Origin of the sequence: Paenibacillus sp. FSL H8-0260, assembly GCF_045040625.1 — a bacterium.
GTDB lineage: Bacteria > Bacillota > Bacilli > Paenibacillales > Paenibacillaceae > Paenibacillus_AQ > Paenibacillus_AQ odorifer.
In genome coordinates, this window is sequence record NZ_CP150298.1 from 6,171,324 (window position 1) to 6,189,863 (window position 18,540).

Sequence of the window (18,540 nt, forward strand, 5' to 3'; positions counted from 1 at the left end):
TATATTTTATGTATTCTTTCATATATATAATGGCTCTATCGTATATTCTCTATGTATGCTTATATTCGGATTGTGCGGAGCTGATCAATGAACAGCCCAATTAAAGGAGAATAATGACGATCACGGTTATACGAATAATAAATATGTCTTTCAAAATTATAATCCGGAATGGCTCGCATTAGCAATCTTCCTCTGGCTACCTCGTCCTCCACAGCAAGGCGTGAAATAAATGAAACATGTTGTCCACTCATGAGCGATTGCTTAATTGCCTCCAGTGAATCGAGTAAAATATGCGGTTTTGATTCTTTTCCCTCTCGTTCAAACCATTTATCCGTCAACTGGCGTGTGCTTGATTCCTTGTCATGTAAAATAAAGCTCGCTGAAGCAATCATCGCCGAGTTTAAATTAGAAAATCCGGCAAAATCATGTGTAGGTGCAAAAACAAGGACAAGCTCATCCTCACATAAGGCTTGAGTATGCAGATCAGGCAGATAAAAAGATTCCGTAGACAAAATACCAAGATCAATCTCATGGCTGGCAAGCATTTCTTTGATCACCGGTGAAGGCTTAACCGATAAAGAAATGGTAATCCCCGGATGCTGTTCGCCAAACTGCCCCAATATTTGTGGAAGAATATAAGTAGCTGGAACATAACTGGCGCCAATTTTCAGTGTCCCCCGACCTGCCTGACTAAACTCTTTTACCACCCGCTCCGCTTCCGCAGCAAGCGCATTGATTTTGATCGCATAATGAAGAAACGCTTTGCCACTCTCCGTAAGAATCATTTTATCCATTCTGGATTCAAATAACTTCTCCCCCAATTGCTGCTCTAAATTCTTCAAATGATACGTAACGGTGGGCTGCTTTAGTCCGAGTTTATCTGCTACCGTGGTAATTTTCTTATGTTTATTCAGCAGTTCTACAATTTCCAGCTTCATTAGATTAAGGTTCATTCTCTTCCACTCCCTCGCCTTTTCCTAAACGGTAACATAGAAGAATTCTATGAATGTTAAAATAAATCGGCAAAAAAGTTAATATCACAGTTACATTCAGCAAATATAGCGGGAATTCTTTACCTTTACACTAAGAACAAGCTTAAGAACAGGCAGGTAGATAGAATGAAGGAAATTACAATCCACAGATTGGAAAAGAAATTCGGAGATGTGCATGCCTTGAAAGCTGCAGATCTGAAGATTCCCGCTGGAAGCTTTACGACATTACTCGGTCCTTCAGGTTGTGGAAAGACGACACTACTCCGTCTGATTGCTGGGCTGGAAATACCGGATGCAGGAGAAATTCTGATCGATGATGAGTTTATTTTTTCAGGCAGCAAAAGAATTAGCCACCCCATTCATCGCCGTAACTTTGGCATGGTTTTTCAAGATTTCGCCCTCTGGCCGCATCTGACTGTGTTCGAGAATGTAGCCTTCGGCCTTCGAGCTTCCAAACAAAAAAAGAATTTACGGGTTCGGGTGCAGGAGGCGCTTCGATCGGTCAAGCTGGAGGGGCTGGAGCTGCGTTTTCCACATCAGTTGTCTGGTGGACAACAGCAGCGGGTTGCTTTTGCCAGAGCCGTAGTCATGCGCCCTCAGCTTGTATTATTCGATGAGCCCTTAAGTGCGCTGGATGCGGTCTTGCGAGATGAAATGAGGCTGGAGTTAATCTCCTTGGTAAAAAACATGGGCATTACAGCCCTGTATGTGACGCATGATCAAACCGAAGCGATGTCTATGTCAGATGAAGTAGTTGTAATGCAAGGTGGTACTATTTTACAAAGTGGATCTCCTGAGGACATTTATCGTAAACCGAGTCATCCTTTTGTAGCCCACTTTATTGGTAAATCCAACTGGATCGTTCCGGATAAACAGATGCTGCGTCCAGAACATTTACGCTGGTCTCGAGAGAATGCTTCCTCTCTTCCTTTTGCAGGGACTATTCAGCATGTGAGTTATATGGGGGATCGCTATGAGATCATTCTGGACATGGAGCACAATGGGACTTGGACCGCTTATCATGAGCGGCGCCTACCTGTAGGGGAAAAGATTCAGCTGTACGCTTCAGAGCACCAAATCCATCATCTGAATTAAGCGTCCACTGCATGGAATGGCTCTATATGATGCTGTTCCATGCAGCAAGATGCACACAACAATATTAGGGAGGCAATAACATTGAATCAAATGAAAAAGACAAAAGGGTTAAGTTCACTTCTTCTAACAACTGCACTTGGTATTACTTTAGTGGGCTGCGGCTCCTCGAACACCCCTGCGGCTAACGCAAGCAACAACCAAACCGATACTGCGGCGGCGACGCAAACTGAAGCCCCACAACCAACAGAAAAGACACTAAGCGGCAATCTTGTCGTTTACAGTGCAGGCCCTGAAGGTTTAGCCAATAAAATCAAAGACGGGTTTGAAGCCAAAACCGGCGTTAAGGTTGAAATGTTCCAAGGCACTACAGGAAAAATACTTGCCCGCATGGAAGCAGAAAAATCCAACCCGGTCGTTGATGTTGTTGTCCTCGCCTCTCTTCCGTCCATGCAAGGAATGAAAAACGACGGATTATTACTTCCATATAAAGAAACGATTAATGCAGACAAGCTGGTTAGCGATTGGTCAGATATAGATGAAGGAAACTATTTCAGTTACAGTGCATCCGCACTCGGTATTGTCTACAATACAAAAAAAGTAAGCTCACCGCCGACCTCCTGGGATGACCTCAGCAAAGCGGAATGGAAGGGTGCAGTCAATATCCCTGATCCTTCACTTTCCGGCTCGGCTCTTGATTTCATGACTGGGTATTTAAGTGCTAAGGGGGACAGTGGCTGGGATCTTTTCAAACAATATAAAAGCAATGAAGTAGCTATGGCAGGCGCCAATCAAGAGGCACTTGATCCGGTGATTACCGGTGCTAAATCCGTCGTTGCTGCTGGCGTAGATTACATGGCTTATAAAGCAAAAGCTGACGGAGAACCTGTGGATATCGTCTATCCTGCTGAAGGAACTGTAATCAGCCCTCGTCCGGCTGCGATCATTAAGACAAGCCCAAATGTAGATAACGCTAAGGCTTTTATCGACTACCTGCTCTCCGATGAAGCGCAAGCCCTTGTTGCCAAAGCCTATTTGCTGCCAGGCAGAACTGACGTGAAGGCAGAAAATCGTGCCAATCTTGAAGAAATCAAAACATTTGATGTGAATTGGGAATGGATGAATGAGCACGGCGATGAAGTTTCCTCGACCTTCACACAAATTTTTAAATAAGCGTAATGAATACTAACTCTTTGCGCTCATTTAAATGGGTGAGCGGTGGACTGGCTTTATTTATACTAACCGTGCTCGTGCTGCTGCCACTCCTGCTCATTTTCTGGACCAGTATTTATCCAGAGGGGCATCTCGACATAGCCGCACCACTACGAACCATTATGGGGAGCAATGACCTAGTAGAGGTGCTGCTGAATTCTATCGGGCTTGGGGTAAGCGTTATTCTGCTAACTACTTTGTTTGCGCTACCTTTAGCCTGGATTATGGCAAAAACCGACTTAGGGCGCCACAACTGGCTGGATGTCGTGCTGTTAATTCCATTTATGACGCCGCCTTACATTGGTTCTATGGGCTGGATGTTGTTTATGCAGACGGGTGGATATATGGAGCAGTTTCTGCCCTCCTCCTCCGTGTTAACACCATATTTCTTTAGCTATGGGGGTATGGTGCTGATCATGAGCCTTCACCTGTTTCCCTTCCTGTACCTGCTGCTGCGCAATGCGCTTTTGCAGATCGGGGGCAATCTGGAGGAAGCAGCCTCTGTTCACGGCGCCCCCTTCTTTTACAGATTTAAAAGAGTGATTATTCCTTTACTGCTCTCTAGCTATGGGCTTGGAGCACTGCTCATCTTCGTCAAAACCATTGCTGAATTCGGTACCCCTGCGACCTTTGGCCGCAGGATCGGCTTTTACGTGCTGACCTCTGAGATCCATAAATATATCTCCAGTTGGCCGATTGATTTTGGTAAGGCTACTTCACTAGCCTCCTTGCTGCTCGGAGTTTGTCTTGTCATGTGGTACATCCAAACTATAATTAGCAGCCGCTACTCTTACCGTCTGATCGGTGGAAAAGGAACTCGTACTAAACGTTATAAGAGTACAGGCATCGTAGGGTTTCTTAGCTGGGGTTATGTTCTTCTATTGCTTCTGGCATCCATCGGCATTCCTTATTTCTCTATCATAACAGCCTCATTATTGAAACTTCGGGGAGAAGGTGTATCCTGGAGCAATCTAACCTTAAAACATTATGCAGAGCTGTTATCCCCAGGTTCGCAAGGACTAGAGGCCTTATTAAATAGCTTTACATTAGCTATCGTTGCTTCCAGTATCGCTGTTATTCTCGGGACTTGGTTTGCCTTGACGGTAGGAAAAGGGGCTACATTCAAGCAGAAAATTACAGATTTATTCAGCTTGCTTCCAAATACAGTCCCTGGAATTGTAATTGTAGTAGGGCTAATTCTGCTGTGGAATGCCCGCTGGATGCCTATCCCGCTCTATAATACCTACTGGATGGTTGTACTGACTTATGTCGTACTTTTCCTTCCTTATACTGTTCAGTATGTAAAAGCAAGCTATGGGCAGATCGATTCCTCTCTGATGCAAGCGGGACAAGTATTCGGAGGAAGTAAGCTGTATGTGTTCCGCCGTATCCTGCTTCCTCTCATCCTTCCGGGGATGGTGGCTGGCTGGATGATGACCTTCACCATTTCCAATCGGGAACTGGTAGCCTCATTACTCATTCTTCCGCCTTCAATGCAGACCTCGGCAACCTATATTTTCGCCCAGTTTGAACAAGGTGCGGTAGCGATGGGGATGGCCATGGCTGTAATTTCAGTAGGTATCACCACCATACTACTATTAGTCTTAGAATATTTAAGCCCAGATAGAAAGCGGAGACAACAATGAGCACACTAACGATTTGGGGAGGGGCCGGAGAGCATGGCCGTTCCTCCTATCTTTTGCAGGGCAAGGATTCACGAAATGGCATCCTGCTCGATTGTGGCGTAAAAAAAGAAGGCCCCGGTGAATACCCCCTACTTGATAAGGATATTATTCCACATTTGCAGGCAGTATTTCTGTCTCATGCTCATGAGGATCATTCCATAGCGCTGCCCTTACTTTATAAACACGGATACAGAGGTAAGGTTTGGACAACTAGATCTACCTCATTACAGCTTCCTGATTATTTCGAGGCCTGGGATAAATATGTGGCGGCTCAGTCCGCCCCGCTCCCCTATGAGGAAACGGATAAAGAAGCTATTCAATTCATGTATTTAGAGGAGCATGTCTCCCCTCAAACTTGGCTGACGCTTGCGCCTAACCTTCGAGTTCAATGGGGACGTAGCGGGCATTTAGCAGGTTCGGTTTGGCTGGGCTTAGAATGGGAGGACAAAACTGTATTTTTCTCGGGGGATTATTCGGAGGAATCGCAGCTGCTCACGGCAGACACCCCAGCAATTATGGAAGCCGAAGCTAAAAATGTAGCTGATCTGTCCATTATCGATGCCGCATATGGGGCAGATCCTGATGAGCAGCTTGTAAAATTACAGCAATTAGAGATAGCCATCCACAACACCTTGCAAAAAGGGGGTTCCGTCCTCCTTCCTGTGCCTATCCATGGCAGAAGCCAGGAATTGGTCGTATGGGCAAATGAATGTTTTCCAGATCATCAATTGATCGTTGAAGAAGCACTCGTCGCTCCTTTACGAGCATTAAGCGACAAGGTGGAATGGCTGAAAGAGGACGCTATTCAGCGCGTAAATGCCCTTTTTAACAGAAAAAACTTGTGTGTTGTATCTAATTCGGACGAACGCGCGAAGGCAATGCTGAATCTTAAGGGAGCTATCGTATTCACCAATGACGGGATGATGCAGTCAGCAAAAGCACAAGAATACTTTCACCAGCTCTCTGTTTCTCCTGACAACCATGTGATTTTTACGGGACATTTAGCGGCGGGAAGCTTTGGACATCGTCTTCTTAAGCAAGCTATGATCGGAGAATCTAGCAGCATACGCTGTACAATCTCACTTATCCGCTATAAAGTCCATCAAGGCTTGCCGGACATTCGCAAAATGCTCCAAACGATTCCCAGCCACCGGACAGTGCTCGTCCATGCTCCCAAACCACATATCGACCAAGTAGCTTCTATATTAAAAGGAGAAGGTTTCACAGGACTATATTCTTTACAACCCGGCAGCACGCTTTCGTTCTGAAACTTATTTATGTAATATCATGAGAAAAACAATGGGGCTCTTCCTTAGGTCTTTTTCAGACTTTTTGGAACAGCCCTTTTTATAATTCGTACCTATTATCCGCTTACCCTTTCGTCGTGCCCGGGCGATCCTTAAAAGCTAGCTCAAACAACCCCGTCGCAGATAAACCTGCAAGGCCCCCAGCCCAAAGGCGAAGCACTAAATCTAGTTCGGTAAAAGGATACGCTACTACGCCGATGAACAAACCTATCAATAGTCCGATAATCGGGACTGCATTACGCGGGATGTTGATACTATTTTTGACCAACTGAACCAGTGCCAGTACGAATACTGCTAATATAGAGGCGAATGCCACAACATTATCTAAAATTGTTCCAGTTTCCATCATTTCCCCTCCTTAGTGGGTACTTGTAATCTCAACCGTTCGAGTCGCAGAATCATAACCTACCTGAGCACCCAGCGCTTCTGCAATAACACGTACAGGAACGTAGGTGATGCCTTTTTCAAGCACTCCATCTGCAACCTTAACCCCGTTAACCTTTACGACAGCAATAACATCACTCTTCAATTCTTCCTCCTCCTTCCGATGGATGACCTTATACGCTGACTCCACCGCAGATGTTGAGGGTTTTGTCCCTGCTCGTAACTGTGTGAGTGTTAACCCAAACGCCATTTGAAAATGGGGGTAATCCTTGAAGCTTGTCCAGTCGCCTCCCCACTCGAAGCCCAGCCCTTTTGCCTCCTTCACAACCTCCTGCCAATCTGCGATCTGGTTGTTATTGCCGTCCCGGCACATATCCCAAGACACACTAGATCCATTCGGCAGCAAAAGAGCAAAATCTACGGCCAGTCCAAAATTGTGATAGCTATATCCGCCACGTGCATTGGTAACAATTGCTCCGGGCTTGGTGCGGCCTTGTGCATATAAAGCATCCTGTTCAGCTATCGTGCGCAGTCCCTGCGTAATGAGAATGGGGATGTTGAGTTTGTAGCAACGTTCGATTAGAGCAGTAGCAGCGGAACGGACTACGGGATGAAGGCCTGTTAGGCGTTGGGCTGATTTATTTTTCACCTGAGTTAATGTCAGCATGATGTTCCTCTTTTCTGTCTATCTTTTTCAGATAAATAAATTGGTCGTATTTCCCGGAACGTGTCAGTATCGCTAATATGATAATTCCACCAGTTGTACCGAATTGGGCAATAGCCCAGCTATAATGAAGCCAAGTCAGCCCTGTTGCCATGTCCACTCCTAGTAATTCTGCCAAACGGAATAGTAGAACGATAAGCATATTGAATGTATAAGCCAATAAGAAAAAAAGCATAGCCAGCATAAACACGCTGACCACACCTTTTTGGAATCTTTCGTAAAAATATTGCCTGTGGCGATGAATAATGTATAATCCGCAGGCCGTAGTAGTGCCATATAGCACCAATAATAAAAAATCAATCATGTGCATCATGATCCCCTCGATCATAAACTAAATATTTGGCGAACCGGTTACGATCAATCTCCTCCTGAATTTCCTGCGAGACATTTTTATAATGACTTATGGTCAGCGTAACGCTGGTAGAGGCTCTGCGGAGCTCCATCTCTTTATCAACATGCCGGGGGAGAAGCAGCCGCCGAATCCATTGTGACAGCATTCCTAACTCCCCCTGTCTTCCGTATGGTCAATCTTCAGTTTCTTTAAGACGTCCAGTGTGGGCTGCATAAACTCCGAGCGCTCCTTATCCAAAATCGCTTGCAGACGATCCCGATCCTCCTCTGCCCGATCCAGCATTTCTCGCGGTACAAGGTTCCCTTTGACAATCGCACGCAATAACACCATCAGCACGATCATCAAAATGAAAGCAACGATATAAGCCAGCCCATACTTATCTGCCAGCGGCAGCAGCTTCTCCAATTGCGCAATATCCCCTTCGCCCATTCGTCCGCTCCTTTCTGTAATGATGTTGATGCGTAATAGCCCCCGGCACCACCGAGGGCACAAAAAAACACGCTCCTGTGTGGATGCGTGCTAATTATTTGGTGATGAAGCTTGCTCAGTCGAATCGTTTTCAGCAAAATGAATATCTGATCGTTTCTCGATAATCTGATCCTTAACCAAAATCTCATTATCCGGCTGCATGTTATAGGAAGAAATGATATTCTCTATCGGACCCTCCTCACGATCAAAACGAGTGATGCAGGCATTAGCCATCAACCGAATTTTGGCGGCTGTTAATGAATTCATTGTCATGATTACAACTCACCTCCTTTTGGGTTTATATGCTGAGTAATTCAGCCATAATAACTTCGACATCTTGAAGCCGATCCTGCAAAGCAATATTTTCAGCACGGAGTTGCTCAACCTCACTTAACTCTGGCATCTTGTTAGCTTCTGCTTCTAGATACGCTTCCCACGCGGCTTCGAGTTCCGCTTCCGTTGGTTGCGGGGCAGCTAGGTTCCAGGCCGCAATGTATGGACCGCGTTCAATAATGTCGTAGTCTTTGCCTTCAACCAGTAGGTTATAGTCCACTATATAACGATAGTGTATTCCTTCTACCAGTTCCTCTCCGATCTCTGGTGGTTTTATCTCGTAGCGGACACGTCCTTTTTCTTCTGCTCCTTCGCGTATTACTGGCTCAGGTCCGTTGTCCTGCACGACAAAATCTTTCATTGGATCGGCATTTGGATAGATGTACATAATTGCTAGTGCTATATTCATTTTTTAAGCCCCCTCATGCTATTTTTACAACCTCAAAGTTATTATCGTACCCTAGGGATAAATTACTTGCGCCAGTACCTCTAGCAAATATTTCAATGTAATCTCCCGCCGCCATCAGGATGGCAGCTGATCCTTGTACACTAAGACTGCTTAAGGCTGTAGCAATTTTATAATCAAATCTACGGATATTAACACCATTTTGAAATAAGTTCAATTCGCACGCACCGTTCCCTATGGGATTAAGGAAAACAACTGACGCGTTAATTTGATAGATACCGTTTTGAGGAGCTGTAAACCTGCTAGTAATGGAATTGTAATTATTCAAGTTATCAAATACTTCTTGAGTAAAATCAATTTTCGCCCAAACACCTGCCGATAAAGATTGTTGAACAGAACTAGATGTAATAGCACGCGAAGCAGGTCGACTTCCCCATGTATTATCTCCCCATGGGTTAAGAACGCCTACAGTTGAAATAACGATAGAACCTGCGTCAGACACATCTGTTCCAGAGGACGTTGTACCAAAGTACGAAATCAAACCACCACCCGAACCCCTAAAACGATATGAATTTCCGCTACCTAAAAAATCCTGCACAGTTAAGTGAGATGCGTACGACGAAAAACAGGCGAATTGTTTATTGCTAATCTCGCATTGATACACGTCGACAGAAGGACTACCCGTTGCAGCTACACCATTTTTTGTTGTATCCACAAAAACACATCTGCACAAAGCAACTTCAAAAAAACCAGGGTTTTCATTAATCCGAACACTTGAATTAAAGCGATTAGCAGGTGCTCCCGTAAATTCAAAGCCGTTTACATTCATTCGGATACTGTTCCTATATACGTATAGGTTTATAATTTTATAATTTATTGCCCCGGCAAGTGTTTCGCTTCCTATTACATAAATTGATCCGCTACCTGAAAATCCTGCGAGAAGTAATTCTTCTGTATACATTCCTGCTGCTACGTTGATAACAACAGCATGATTAATAACTTTAGGCAACATGCTAACAGCCTTATCAATCGTCCTAAACGCCCCACCCGCCGTATTCACCAATCCCGTATTATTATCATCCCCGTCCGTCCGTACGTAGTACGTAATATCCGCTGTCGTCTGCTGAGGCGTAGTAACCAACGGCGCCTTACCATTCAGCTGCCCCTGAATCCCACTAGTCACCCCATCCAAGTACCCAAACTCCGCGTTAGAGACCACTCCCGTTCCAATCTTCGAAGCATCAATTCCGGCTGAAGCATTAACATCGGCATTTACAATCACCCCAGCCGCAATTGCGGTCCCCCCGTCACCAGTACTTATAACATCCCCCGTGTGATTAGGATGCACATAATTATTCGCTCCTGTTGCAATCCCCGCCAGCTTTGTTTTCTCAGCTGCGGTGTAGTCATTCGTAGATAGCTGTTTGCCTGTTACTTTATCGACCTTGCCATTCACTGCATTGTCCAAAATGTCCATATTCCCGTTCAAATCGGCAATATCAACGATATCTGTTCCCTCTGGCTTTTTTAAGCCCAAATTTCCTGTGGTTTGCATATGTCACTCTCCTATCTATAAGTTCTTAATTCGTTCCATGTTTTACTGTGAGCACTCTCCCAAGTCAAAGCCATAACAGAGTCCCACCAGGTATAGCTGAACACAAATTCATAAGCTAAATGCGCAGGTTTAATCTCTTCGATGATTTGAATCAACCCTGCCATATTTGGAGGAATGCCCAGCGTACTCACAAAATGAATCTCAAAACGGTACTCCTCAGGCACTTCCTTTACTTCAACCACTCCACCTGAAAAAGCTGACGCCGTCCGCTGAATCATCTCCGGTGTGGTCGTCCCATTTCCACGCAGCTTTGCCTTAATCATCTCTCGGCGTGTGGCATATGACTTGGATGAATCGATATTTAGTCCAAGCTCAGCTTCCCATCGTCCAAGGCTCACCGTTGCCGTTTCAACAAAAGCCTGATCCAGTACGTCTATAGTGCCCAGCTCCAGTCCACCAATTTCTAGCCCGATGGTCTCCTGAAGCTTCTCCATTTCGCGGACATCCTTATAATAGTCCGGCAAATACTGCATTAGATCAGGCGCCTCGACTTCACCCGGATGGCTCGAATCTTTATCTGCGGAATATTGCAATTCGCTGTATAAAGAGCTGCCGTAACTCATCCTCTACACCCCCTTCAGTTGATTCCAGGTTAGGGGGCCTTTGGGCAAATAATCATGTGTATGCGCCGCCGGAGGAAATACCACTGGTTTACCTGCTACCCCCGCCCAAGCTACACTATCCGCTTGTTGCGCAAAATCCACCTTGCCATTGTTATTCGTATCGTAAATGCTTTTCAGCATATCCCCGGTACTCTGCGCGGCTACCAGCAAGACATTACCAGCGGCAGAACCAATGTACAGCTTGCCACTGTCTGTACAATACCCAAGCTCACCAATAGCCAGCGTTCCAATGGCGCTTTCCAAGCCGCGGCGTATTTGAATCAATGTTTTTAGAGCCATTGTCCCACCCCCTAGAATGTTCCGCCATCAATACTGGCTACGGTAAGTCTATTGCCATTCGCAGCATCATAAACGATACTGCTTCCATCCACACTTACAGCTACACCGGCTGCATCTACGGTGATTCCTTTTCCAGCGGTAACCGCAATCGCGTCTGCAGTGACCGTGATCCCATTACCCGCACCAATGTTCAGCGTCACAGCATCGGCTTGACCACCACCAATCAGCCCGCTCCCGGCTGTAATGGTCTGTAGTGCACCACCGGTACGTACCCATGCGCTGCCGTTCCAGCTATAAATCTTCTGCTCATCATCGACGTAAGCGGTCCAACCGACGGCAGGAACATAAAATACCCAAGCGGCAGATTGGTATTCAACAATTTGATTCGTTTTCCCCGCCCATGCCCCGGTTGCTCCCGCTGGAATAATGTATCGATCACCCTCAACCGGACTGGCAGGTGGAGCCAGCAGGTTCTGGTCTTTTACCGATGCTTGCGGTTCGATGTTATGCTTGGCCAACTCAATTTCATTTTTAATCTTCTGCGCTGACCACAAGTCTGTAATCGTAGTCCCTGTATCATTGATTGTCCGGTGCTTGGCCACATCATCAATGTGAGTCTTGATCTCAGCGGCAGTCTTTACGTTTGTGCCATCCGATACTTTATTGATATGTCCCGCACTAATATCCGCTTTAAGCACCTTCGCATAGGTTGCTCCATCAGCGATATCGTCAATTGTACCTGTCAGATCGGTAAGCTTCTGCGCATTCACCCGCCGCCAAGCTGCCCCATCATCAAAATATAAATATCCGCTATTCGAACCCGTAGTCACGTAATACAAACGACCAACGGCTCCTGCAACCGGACGCGAAGCTTCTGGCCCTGACAGCGCCCTGCCGACCATGGAATTGGACGTGCCGTCACCAATATAAACTTCCTTAGTATCACTGCAAAAACCAAGCTCGCCTGCCTTCAACACGCCATAACTCGTTAGCTCAGCCTTTGTACCCCGCTTTATTTGTATGGTCTGTGCCATTTTACACCTCTCTTCTAAATGATCCTCCGTCAATCTGGCCCTTGTTCTTATAACGCTCTATTTCAGTCTGGACAGCAGTAAGACTCACCTGCAAACCGTTAATATCCTCTGCTTCAACCGTATCGCCGGGAGTTTCGTAAGTCACATATACCTCAGGCACATCGGCAAAAATCTTAATCAACCGCCGCCAGGGCGCCTCATCCGGAAAAGACACAGTGAAATTGCGTAGCTCGATCCCGGAATACTGTGACCCTGTGTACACCGCAATGGTCTGATTATTAATATTGTCATGCGCTAGAAGACCACTGTAAACGCCATTTACAAGCGGTAATCTCTCTTCGATAACATAACTGCTACCGTTTGCTTTTTTATTAAGTTTTTCTTGAAAAATATCAATTTGCTCTGGATAACCCATGCTACACCTCCAGTAGAACGTTGCCGAACAACGGTACTTCTTCTTCGTTCAACATCACATTGCCCGCTCCACTGTTCAACTTCAGCTCTGTGTAATCCGCAACTCCTTCAGTAGCAAGCAATAATGCCCCGATGACAGACTGACTGATATAGGTTGCTGAAAAAGCCTTCTCCTTGCGATATTTCTCAAGCATCACCTGAAAGCCTTGGTTTACAGCTTGCAGTGCATAGCCAGAAGCAAGGGTTACCTTGGCGCTTATACTGATGTTTTTGCCCGCAGCCGGTGCCACGGTCACAACAGCCCCTACCGGTGCTTGTCCCTCACCCGCTCCTGAGACCGGATCAATGTATTGCTGCACCTGAGCCGCCAACAGCTCGGATGCTGGTTTTTTTTCGGCGTCCACAATAATCACCTTCACAGTTTTAGGACCTTTCCATAATGGAAAAACACGTGCGCCTCCCACACCCGGAACTTGTAGTGCCCACTCCATATAGTGATATTTATTTCCGCTAGTAGCTGGGCGTCTGGCTGAATCCAAATAACGCTGGCGTAGTGCATCATCCGTTTCAATGTCCTCCCCAGGGATCAGAAGAGAAGCTATTTCTCCGCGCGCTAGGTCTGAGATATAATCCACTGGCAGTAAAGAGCCAAAATATCGATTTCCTTCTTCTCCAGCGGTTTCACTTTCCAAGCGATACACTCCAGGAGATAACTTCTCCACAGCCGTATAATTCAGCATTTCGAGTGAGAAGCGGCTGCCGAGTGGAACATCTAACAATCCTCCATCCGCTTTATAAAAAATCCCTTTCAACTGCGCCTTGCTAGCTTCACGCCTTACAATGCCTGACCAGGAGATACTTCGCTCTAAGTACTCTCCGGTAGCCGTATCTGCAAAATACAGATTATTATTCACATCCAGCTCAATATACATCTGTGCCAACTCAGCGGCTGCTGGAGCCAACGCGTCATAAATGATGCTGCCCTCGCGTTTATCCAATCCTGATGGAATCCGGTCCAGCATCCGCTCCAAAAGAGCCTCATACGTCTGATCCTCATACATCCTCATTCCACTCCTTTCTCAGCTGAAAATTTCCGTAACGTGTGACGACTTTACAGTCAAAAGTTAGATTATCTCCGGTAAACGAAACAACAATATTCTCTAAGCTAAGTATTCGTTCATCCTGAAGTAGTGCCTCACTAACGATACGTCTGATTTCAGCTCTAACCAGCAGCCGGTCCCTACCAAGCACCAACCGCCACTCTGTTCCGTAATCAGAACTGTAAATCAGATGTTCAAACCGATCGGTTCGCAAAATTTTTGCCGCTGCCTGTTGAACTGCTTCTAGTCCATCCGTTTGGCCTGTAATCCTTTTTCTCTCCCAATCCATTCGGTACGTAAGACTAGGGCTTTCCCCACGCTCAAGGTTGACCTCCCCCTCAAGCAGGGCCGTTATCGGTCCAGCTTTTCCAATCGCAGGGATCATATCGGGCTCACCAGCCGATCCAGAACAATGTAGCTTTGTCCGCCCTGCATTCGAACCATTAATACGCGGTCCCCACTCGCTAGTCCTCGCCGAAGTATTACTTCTTTGCCCTCGATGTCGATCTTGCTTTCCATTACCGATTCAGGCAGCACTAACGCATTCCCCGATAAAATAAACCGCTGATCCACCTGGATCTGCAAAGGAGCTGCCTCCGTTACCGTTCCATAAGAAAAAGCCACGGGATTTGTACTCCCCACGGCTCCTAGACTTGCTTTTTTAATAATATCTAACATCATTTCTACACCACCTTAATATCGAGGGACATGGTATGCTCCCCTCCAGAAATCTTATGGCTGCATTGGTCCACCAGAAACAATTGAGTCTCGAATTCATCCAATAGGACATAAATGAAATTGCCTGCTCTTACACGCATATCACCAATCGCCTGTACGGAGAGACTGAGCTTTTCACGGTTGTGCATTTTCAGTAAATTGTTTGCCTTCTCCTGAATTTGGGCAGCATTCGCTTTGTCATCAGCCTTCTGATACAAGTGCAGGATACCCCAGCGTTTCACATTGTCCTTGTCACTAACCGGATAGAAATCGCGTTTGCCCGATGCCTCGTTATCCTTGTACAGAAAAATCGTGTTGTACGTATCGTCATCAATACTTTTTTTGAGCGAATAATCGTACAGATAATGACCCGCTCCGAGCACCAGGTTAAGCAGCATAGAATCCGGTTTACGCAGCGTCAGCTTCCCAAAATCATCGTAAAAAGCCATCAACCGCCCCTTATACTGAAGCTCACTGCCGATGGCTCCCATAATGATGTCCAACAGCTTTTTGTCATCTTCAATTAAAGAAGGAATCCGGTACTCTGTCTCCTCCAGCACACCTGTCTTTAATCCGTAGTCCGTTGTTATTTTCTTGATCACATCACTAGCCGTAACATCCTGCAAAACATAACTACCATTGCCCAGCAAATAACGAATCTGATCATAGGCAGTCAGCTTAATCTCCTGATCCGAGCCCGTATCAATGCTGAACACAAATCCGTAAAATACATCCACATTATCTTTACTGAACTGAATAATATCACCATTGCTGATCCCGAACTTGGGGAGCTGATAGATTCCGCTATCCACAAGCGTTAACTCTAGCGTTGACGGTTTACCTGACCGTGCGGTTTTCCAAGAAATATCTGAGACGATGCCAGAAATATCCCATAGATTCCCTTCTTTATTCTTCACTAGCAGTTCCATAACATCCTCCTACGGCAGCTTGATGACTTTACCGATGGGCAGCTTCTTCAGCTCACTATCCGGAATGCCATTAAGCTTCTGAATGACTTTGTACTTCGAGCCATCTCCTAGGTTTTTTTGAGCGATGCTCCATAGACTGTCTCCAGCTTTTAAGGTATAGGTAGTAGGCTTTGCTTTTTCATTGGCCCGCTTCTGTTCCGCCTTCACTTCACCTTTGACAACCTTCACAGCTACCGCCTGATAGAATACGTATTTTTTGAGAGATAACGAATATTCAATATCCCCTGACGTACCCGCACTAAGCTTCCAAGTGAAACCTTCAATGCTCATAGCCATATTCACAGCAAAATCAATTTCTAAAGATCTATCCTCACTAATTGAAGATTCCTCTAGCCATTTCTGCGGTTTGTTTAACTTCTTCTCATCCTTTTTCGTATCATCGGGATACCTCACACCGGAGAACACAAACCGAATAGGCCGACGACTCTTCATCCATTTCTTAATAAGTTCCACATATTCAAAAGGCCTTTTCAATCCATCCTCTTGCACCAATACGAACGGATACCTTTGTGCCGGGAAAATACTTTCAATTGTGATCTCCGTAAGCTTCGGATAAGCAATCGTATTGATCTCACCCAGATCGATAATGGTATAGCTTTTTCCATCTCCACTCTCCTTGATTTCCAAGGTCTCTGGATTGACTGGCAGCCGGATTGCATCCTCCTGATTATTAAAGCCCAAAAAAATCCCGTACTCTTCCACGTTACGTATACACCCCCTGCGCCGTAGAGACAAACTCCTCGTTCAGCTTTTGCCCGATCTTGTTGATAATCGTATCAATGTCTCCGGCATTGTTAATATTCCCGGTCGTCACCTGCACCGTCGGCGTAAGCTCCACAAAATTCTGGATCGCCTGAATCTCGGCCAGCTCGCGCAGCATTTTCAGATCATCACTGGAGATGTCTACGGTGTCGTTGATGGAGCCGAGCTCGTTCACACGGTTGACGGTGTTCAGATTACCCGGTACTCCTGCATTTTGAAAAGAACCTACAGCGGAAGGCGTATTTAACGCAGGATTCGTCGTCACAGGAACTACTGGAACCTCAGGAATGGTAGGCGATTTCGGAGGTTTCGTTGAATCATCTTGATGAGTAGTATTCCATTGATTGATTGTAGTCTCGTTATTCGTGTTTCCCCCAACGTTTAGGCTTTCTTTAAATTTATTAACATCAAAATCTTGCGTGAAATTCGCAGCTGTATCAAAAGTATTTTCAATGCTCATCTCCACGTTCTGTTTAAATTGACTGCTGTCAACCTGTTCAAGATGAAGATTAATCTCTGATTCTATACCAATAAATTTACCAACAGCGCCAATTACTTTATTAATACCACCTAATAAAAAATTGGCAGCATCAATGATGCCATTAATAAACCCGGTCCAAAGATCAATCACATAACCTACAAAATCTGCAACGATCTGTCCCAGAGCCCTAAACATATTGGCAAGAAAATCTCTTACTGGCTGAAGAGCTGCGACAATTCCTAGGAAAGCCACAATAAGTGCAATAACAAGTCCAATTACAAGCGCAATAGGATTAGCATTTAACACAGCGTTGTAAATCCCTTGCGCAGCAGTAGCGATCCCAGTCGCAATTGCTGACATATTAGTTGCGATTGCAGCTGCACCCATGGCAATTTTATAAGCTATAATCCCAGCAACAATTCCCAAAAGAATTGGTACTACATAAGGCAACGTGCTGCTAAGAACACTCCAAAGGAACAAAGCTCCCTGTACTACTTGTGAAAAACCTTGTGCTATAATAGCCAATCCAATGGCCATCCCATCGATAATAGGCTGAAAGGTACCCTCTGAGAACGCATCGTTAAGAATGCTTAACAACGGGGAAAATGCTGCAAGAGCCCCTTGCCCCATACCAGCTAAGGAATTGTTATAGTTTCCAAGAAGCGTCTGCCACTGATTTACGGGTGAATCCATCATGGTTTGCAGCGAAGTACTCGTCATACCTGCCGTTGTCATGATATCTCCCAAAGTACTTAAAAAAGCGCCCATGTTCCCCGTACTGGCTACTAGGTCGAGTCCACCAAGCTCCTCTTCATCTACCTGAAGCATCGATGCTAAGTCACTAGAGTCTCCATCAAATGCAGAATTAATCGCTGATGAAGTATCGCCAATATCCTTACCTTCTGGAGACATCATACTAAGCCTTGTGGAATAATCCATTAGCTTATCTAGCTGGTCCGTATTTTGTGTTTTAGGATAAAACGACAAGACACTTTCCATAGACTTGCTGACGTCCTGTCCGGTTTCTAGCGCTCTCTTCTTGAATTTATCAAACATAGCTACACCAACATCAGCATTTCCGGTTTTTGCTTTAAAAAGATCTTCCCACTTTTGCTGCTCAGCAGCTGGCACAAGCACCTTCTCCATGACACCTTTAACTTTTTCCACCATACCCTTAGCCTTTTCAAAGGCTCCAGTAAGCTTCTCCCAGGTTCCTGCTTGCTTTTCAGCTCCTCCAGCCCCTCTATCAGCCGCATCATTCAGTCTCTCCTGAGCCTGAACCGCACCTCCAATAGATGCTTGAATTCTGGTATAAGCTGCACTGTAATTATTAGTGATGTTGTACACGGGTTTATTGACTATTTTCATACTGATACGGTTTAAGGTTGCTGAGAAGGAATTTGAAATATTTGCCGAAACCTGTGTTGTAATCTGATTGGTTATATCATTGATCCATTGATTAGAGACTTGCTGTATTCCAGCTATATTATTTTGTACACCTGCCATTCTCTCACCCCCTAACTATCTCTTCCTCGCCTTACTCCGTGCCTGATCCCGCTTCTCCTTCTCTA

23 protein-coding genes are annotated in these 18,540 nt (G+C 45.5%); 4 read left to right on the top strand and 19 right to left on the bottom strand.

Going from position 1 to position 18,540, the window contains the following annotated elements; all coding sequences use genetic code 11:
• Positions 1-59: 59 nt before the first annotated feature.
• Positions 60-953: a LysR family transcriptional regulator gene (locus tag MHI51_RS27345; protein WP_076129777.1), complete on the bottom strand. Its 894-nt coding sequence runs from the start codon at positions 951-953 to the stop codon at positions 60-62.
• A gap of 165 nt (positions 954-1,118) precedes the next feature.
• On the opposite strand from MHI51_RS27345, the gene MHI51_RS27350 reads away from it, so the two are divergent.
• From MHI51_RS27350 to MHI51_RS27365, 4 genes are all read left to right on the top strand, one after another.
• Complete coding sequence (locus MHI51_RS27350; protein ID WP_405173399.1) at positions 1,119-2,087, top strand: ABC transporter ATP-binding protein; 969 nt, start codon at positions 1,119-1,121, stop codon at positions 2,085-2,087.
• Positions 2,088-2,177: 90 nt separating this feature from the next.
• Positions 2,178-3,257 (top strand): ABC transporter substrate-binding protein, encoded by a 1,080-nt coding sequence (locus tag MHI51_RS27355; RefSeq protein WP_342410927.1) that lies wholly within the window; start codon positions 2,178-2,180, stop codon positions 3,255-3,257.
• Between the two features lie 5 nt (positions 3,258-3,262).
• Positions 3,263-4,942, top strand: coding sequence for an iron ABC transporter permease (locus MHI51_RS27360; protein ID WP_342410212.1), 1,680 nt, complete (start codon positions 3,263-3,265; stop codon positions 4,940-4,942).
• Positions 4,939-6,249: an MBL fold metallo-hydrolase gene (locus MHI51_RS27365; protein ID WP_341004008.1), complete on the top strand. Its 1,311-nt coding sequence runs from the start codon at positions 4,939-4,941 to the stop codon at positions 6,247-6,249. Before MHI51_RS27360 ends, MHI51_RS27365 begins: the two co-directional genes overlap by 4 nt.
• Positions 6,250-6,352: 103 nt before the next feature.
• Here MHI51_RS27365 and MHI51_RS27370 read toward each other — a convergent pair whose 3' ends face one another.
• The 18 genes from MHI51_RS27370 to MHI51_RS27455 all read right to left on the bottom strand — a co-directional run bounded on the left by MHI51_RS27370 (position 6,353) and on the right by MHI51_RS27455 (position 18,475).
• Positions 6,353-6,634 carry a holin gene (locus MHI51_RS27370; RefSeq protein ID WP_076280160.1) on the bottom strand — a complete coding sequence of 94 codons (282 nt, stop codon included), beginning with the start codon at positions 6,632-6,634 and terminating at the stop codon, positions 6,353-6,355.
• Positions 6,635-6,646: 12 nt separating this feature from the next.
• Positions 6,647-7,339, bottom strand: a complete 693-nt coding sequence (locus MHI51_RS27375) for a M15 family metallopeptidase (protein WP_341004009.1) — start codon at positions 7,337-7,339, stop codon at positions 6,647-6,649.
• Positions 7,311-7,700, bottom strand: a complete 390-nt coding sequence (locus MHI51_RS27380) for a hypothetical protein (RefSeq protein WP_405173400.1) — start codon at positions 7,698-7,700, stop codon at positions 7,311-7,313. The genes MHI51_RS27375 and MHI51_RS27380 overlap by 29 nt, the downstream gene beginning before the upstream one ends.
• Positions 7,693-7,893 carry a hypothetical protein gene (locus MHI51_RS27385; RefSeq protein WP_036681274.1) on the bottom strand — a complete coding sequence of 67 codons (201 nt, stop codon included), beginning with the start codon at positions 7,891-7,893 and terminating at the stop codon, positions 7,693-7,695. The genes MHI51_RS27380 and MHI51_RS27385 overlap by 8 nt, the downstream gene beginning before the upstream one ends.
• A 2-nt stretch (positions 7,894-7,895) precedes the next feature.
• Entirely contained in the window at positions 7,896-8,177 is a 282-nt protein-coding gene (locus MHI51_RS27390) for a hypothetical protein (protein ID WP_036681272.1), read from the bottom strand.
• 90 nt (positions 8,178-8,267) lie between these two features.
• Complete coding sequence (locus MHI51_RS27395) at positions 8,268-8,489, bottom strand: hypothetical protein (protein WP_405173401.1); 222 nt, start codon at positions 8,487-8,489, stop codon at positions 8,268-8,270.
• A gap of 25 nt (positions 8,490-8,514) precedes the next feature.
• Entirely contained in the window at positions 8,515-8,958 is a 444-nt protein-coding gene (locus MHI51_RS27400; protein ID WP_405173402.1) for an XkdW family protein, read from the bottom strand.
• 13 nt (positions 8,959-8,971) lie between these two features.
• Positions 8,972-10,510 (bottom strand): hypothetical protein, encoded by a 1,539-nt coding sequence (locus MHI51_RS27405; protein ID WP_405173403.1) that lies wholly within the window; start codon positions 10,508-10,510, stop codon positions 8,972-8,974.
• Positions 10,511-10,521: 11 nt separating this feature from the next.
• The gene (locus tag MHI51_RS27410) at positions 10,522-11,133 is read right to left on the bottom strand and encodes a putative phage tail protein (RefSeq protein ID WP_405173404.1); all 612 of its coding nucleotides are present in this window, start codon (positions 11,131-11,133) and stop codon (positions 10,522-10,524) included.
• A 3-nt stretch (positions 11,134-11,136) separates the two neighbouring features.
• Positions 11,137-11,472, bottom strand: a complete 336-nt coding sequence (locus MHI51_RS27415) for a hypothetical protein (RefSeq protein ID WP_076129768.1) — start codon at positions 11,470-11,472, stop codon at positions 11,137-11,139.
• An 11-nt stretch (positions 11,473-11,483) separates the two neighbouring features.
• A complete protein-coding gene (locus MHI51_RS27420) occupies positions 11,484-12,506 on the bottom strand; it encodes a DUF2793 domain-containing protein (protein WP_405173405.1) in 1,023 nt (340 codons plus the stop codon).
• A 1-nt stretch (position 12,507) separates the two neighbouring features.
• The gene (locus tag MHI51_RS27425; protein ID WP_036681259.1) at positions 12,508-12,921 is read right to left on the bottom strand and encodes a hypothetical protein; all 414 of its coding nucleotides are present in this window, start codon (positions 12,919-12,921) and stop codon (positions 12,508-12,510) included.
• Between the two features lies 1 nt (position 12,922).
• Positions 12,923-13,981: a baseplate J/gp47 family protein gene (locus MHI51_RS27430; protein ID WP_036681258.1), complete on the bottom strand. Its 1,059-nt coding sequence runs from the start codon at positions 13,979-13,981 to the stop codon at positions 12,923-12,925.
• Positions 13,974-14,405 (bottom strand): DUF2634 domain-containing protein, encoded by a 432-nt coding sequence (locus MHI51_RS27435; RefSeq protein WP_076186586.1) that lies wholly within the window; start codon positions 14,403-14,405, stop codon positions 13,974-13,976. The genes MHI51_RS27430 and MHI51_RS27435 overlap by 8 nt, the downstream gene beginning before the upstream one ends.
• Positions 14,402-14,698: a DUF2577 domain-containing protein gene (locus MHI51_RS27440; RefSeq protein ID WP_076099903.1), complete on the bottom strand. Its 297-nt coding sequence runs from the start codon at positions 14,696-14,698 to the stop codon at positions 14,402-14,404. Before MHI51_RS27440 ends, MHI51_RS27435 begins: the two co-directional genes overlap by 4 nt.
• Before the next feature lie 5 nt (positions 14,699-14,703).
• Positions 14,704-15,666 carry a hypothetical protein gene (locus MHI51_RS27445; protein WP_076099867.1) on the bottom strand — a complete coding sequence of 321 codons (963 nt, stop codon included), beginning with the start codon at positions 15,664-15,666 and terminating at the stop codon, positions 14,704-14,706.
• Positions 15,667-15,675: 9 nt separating this feature from the next.
• Positions 15,676-16,428 (bottom strand): LysM peptidoglycan-binding domain-containing protein, encoded by a 753-nt coding sequence (locus tag MHI51_RS27450; protein WP_076186589.1) that lies wholly within the window; start codon positions 16,426-16,428, stop codon positions 15,676-15,678.
• Position 16,429: 1 nt separating this feature from the next.
• Positions 16,430-18,475, bottom strand: a complete 2,046-nt coding sequence (locus MHI51_RS27455) for a hypothetical protein (RefSeq protein WP_076220431.1) — start codon at positions 18,473-18,475, stop codon at positions 16,430-16,432.
• Between the last annotated feature and the right edge of the window lie 65 nt (positions 18,476-18,540).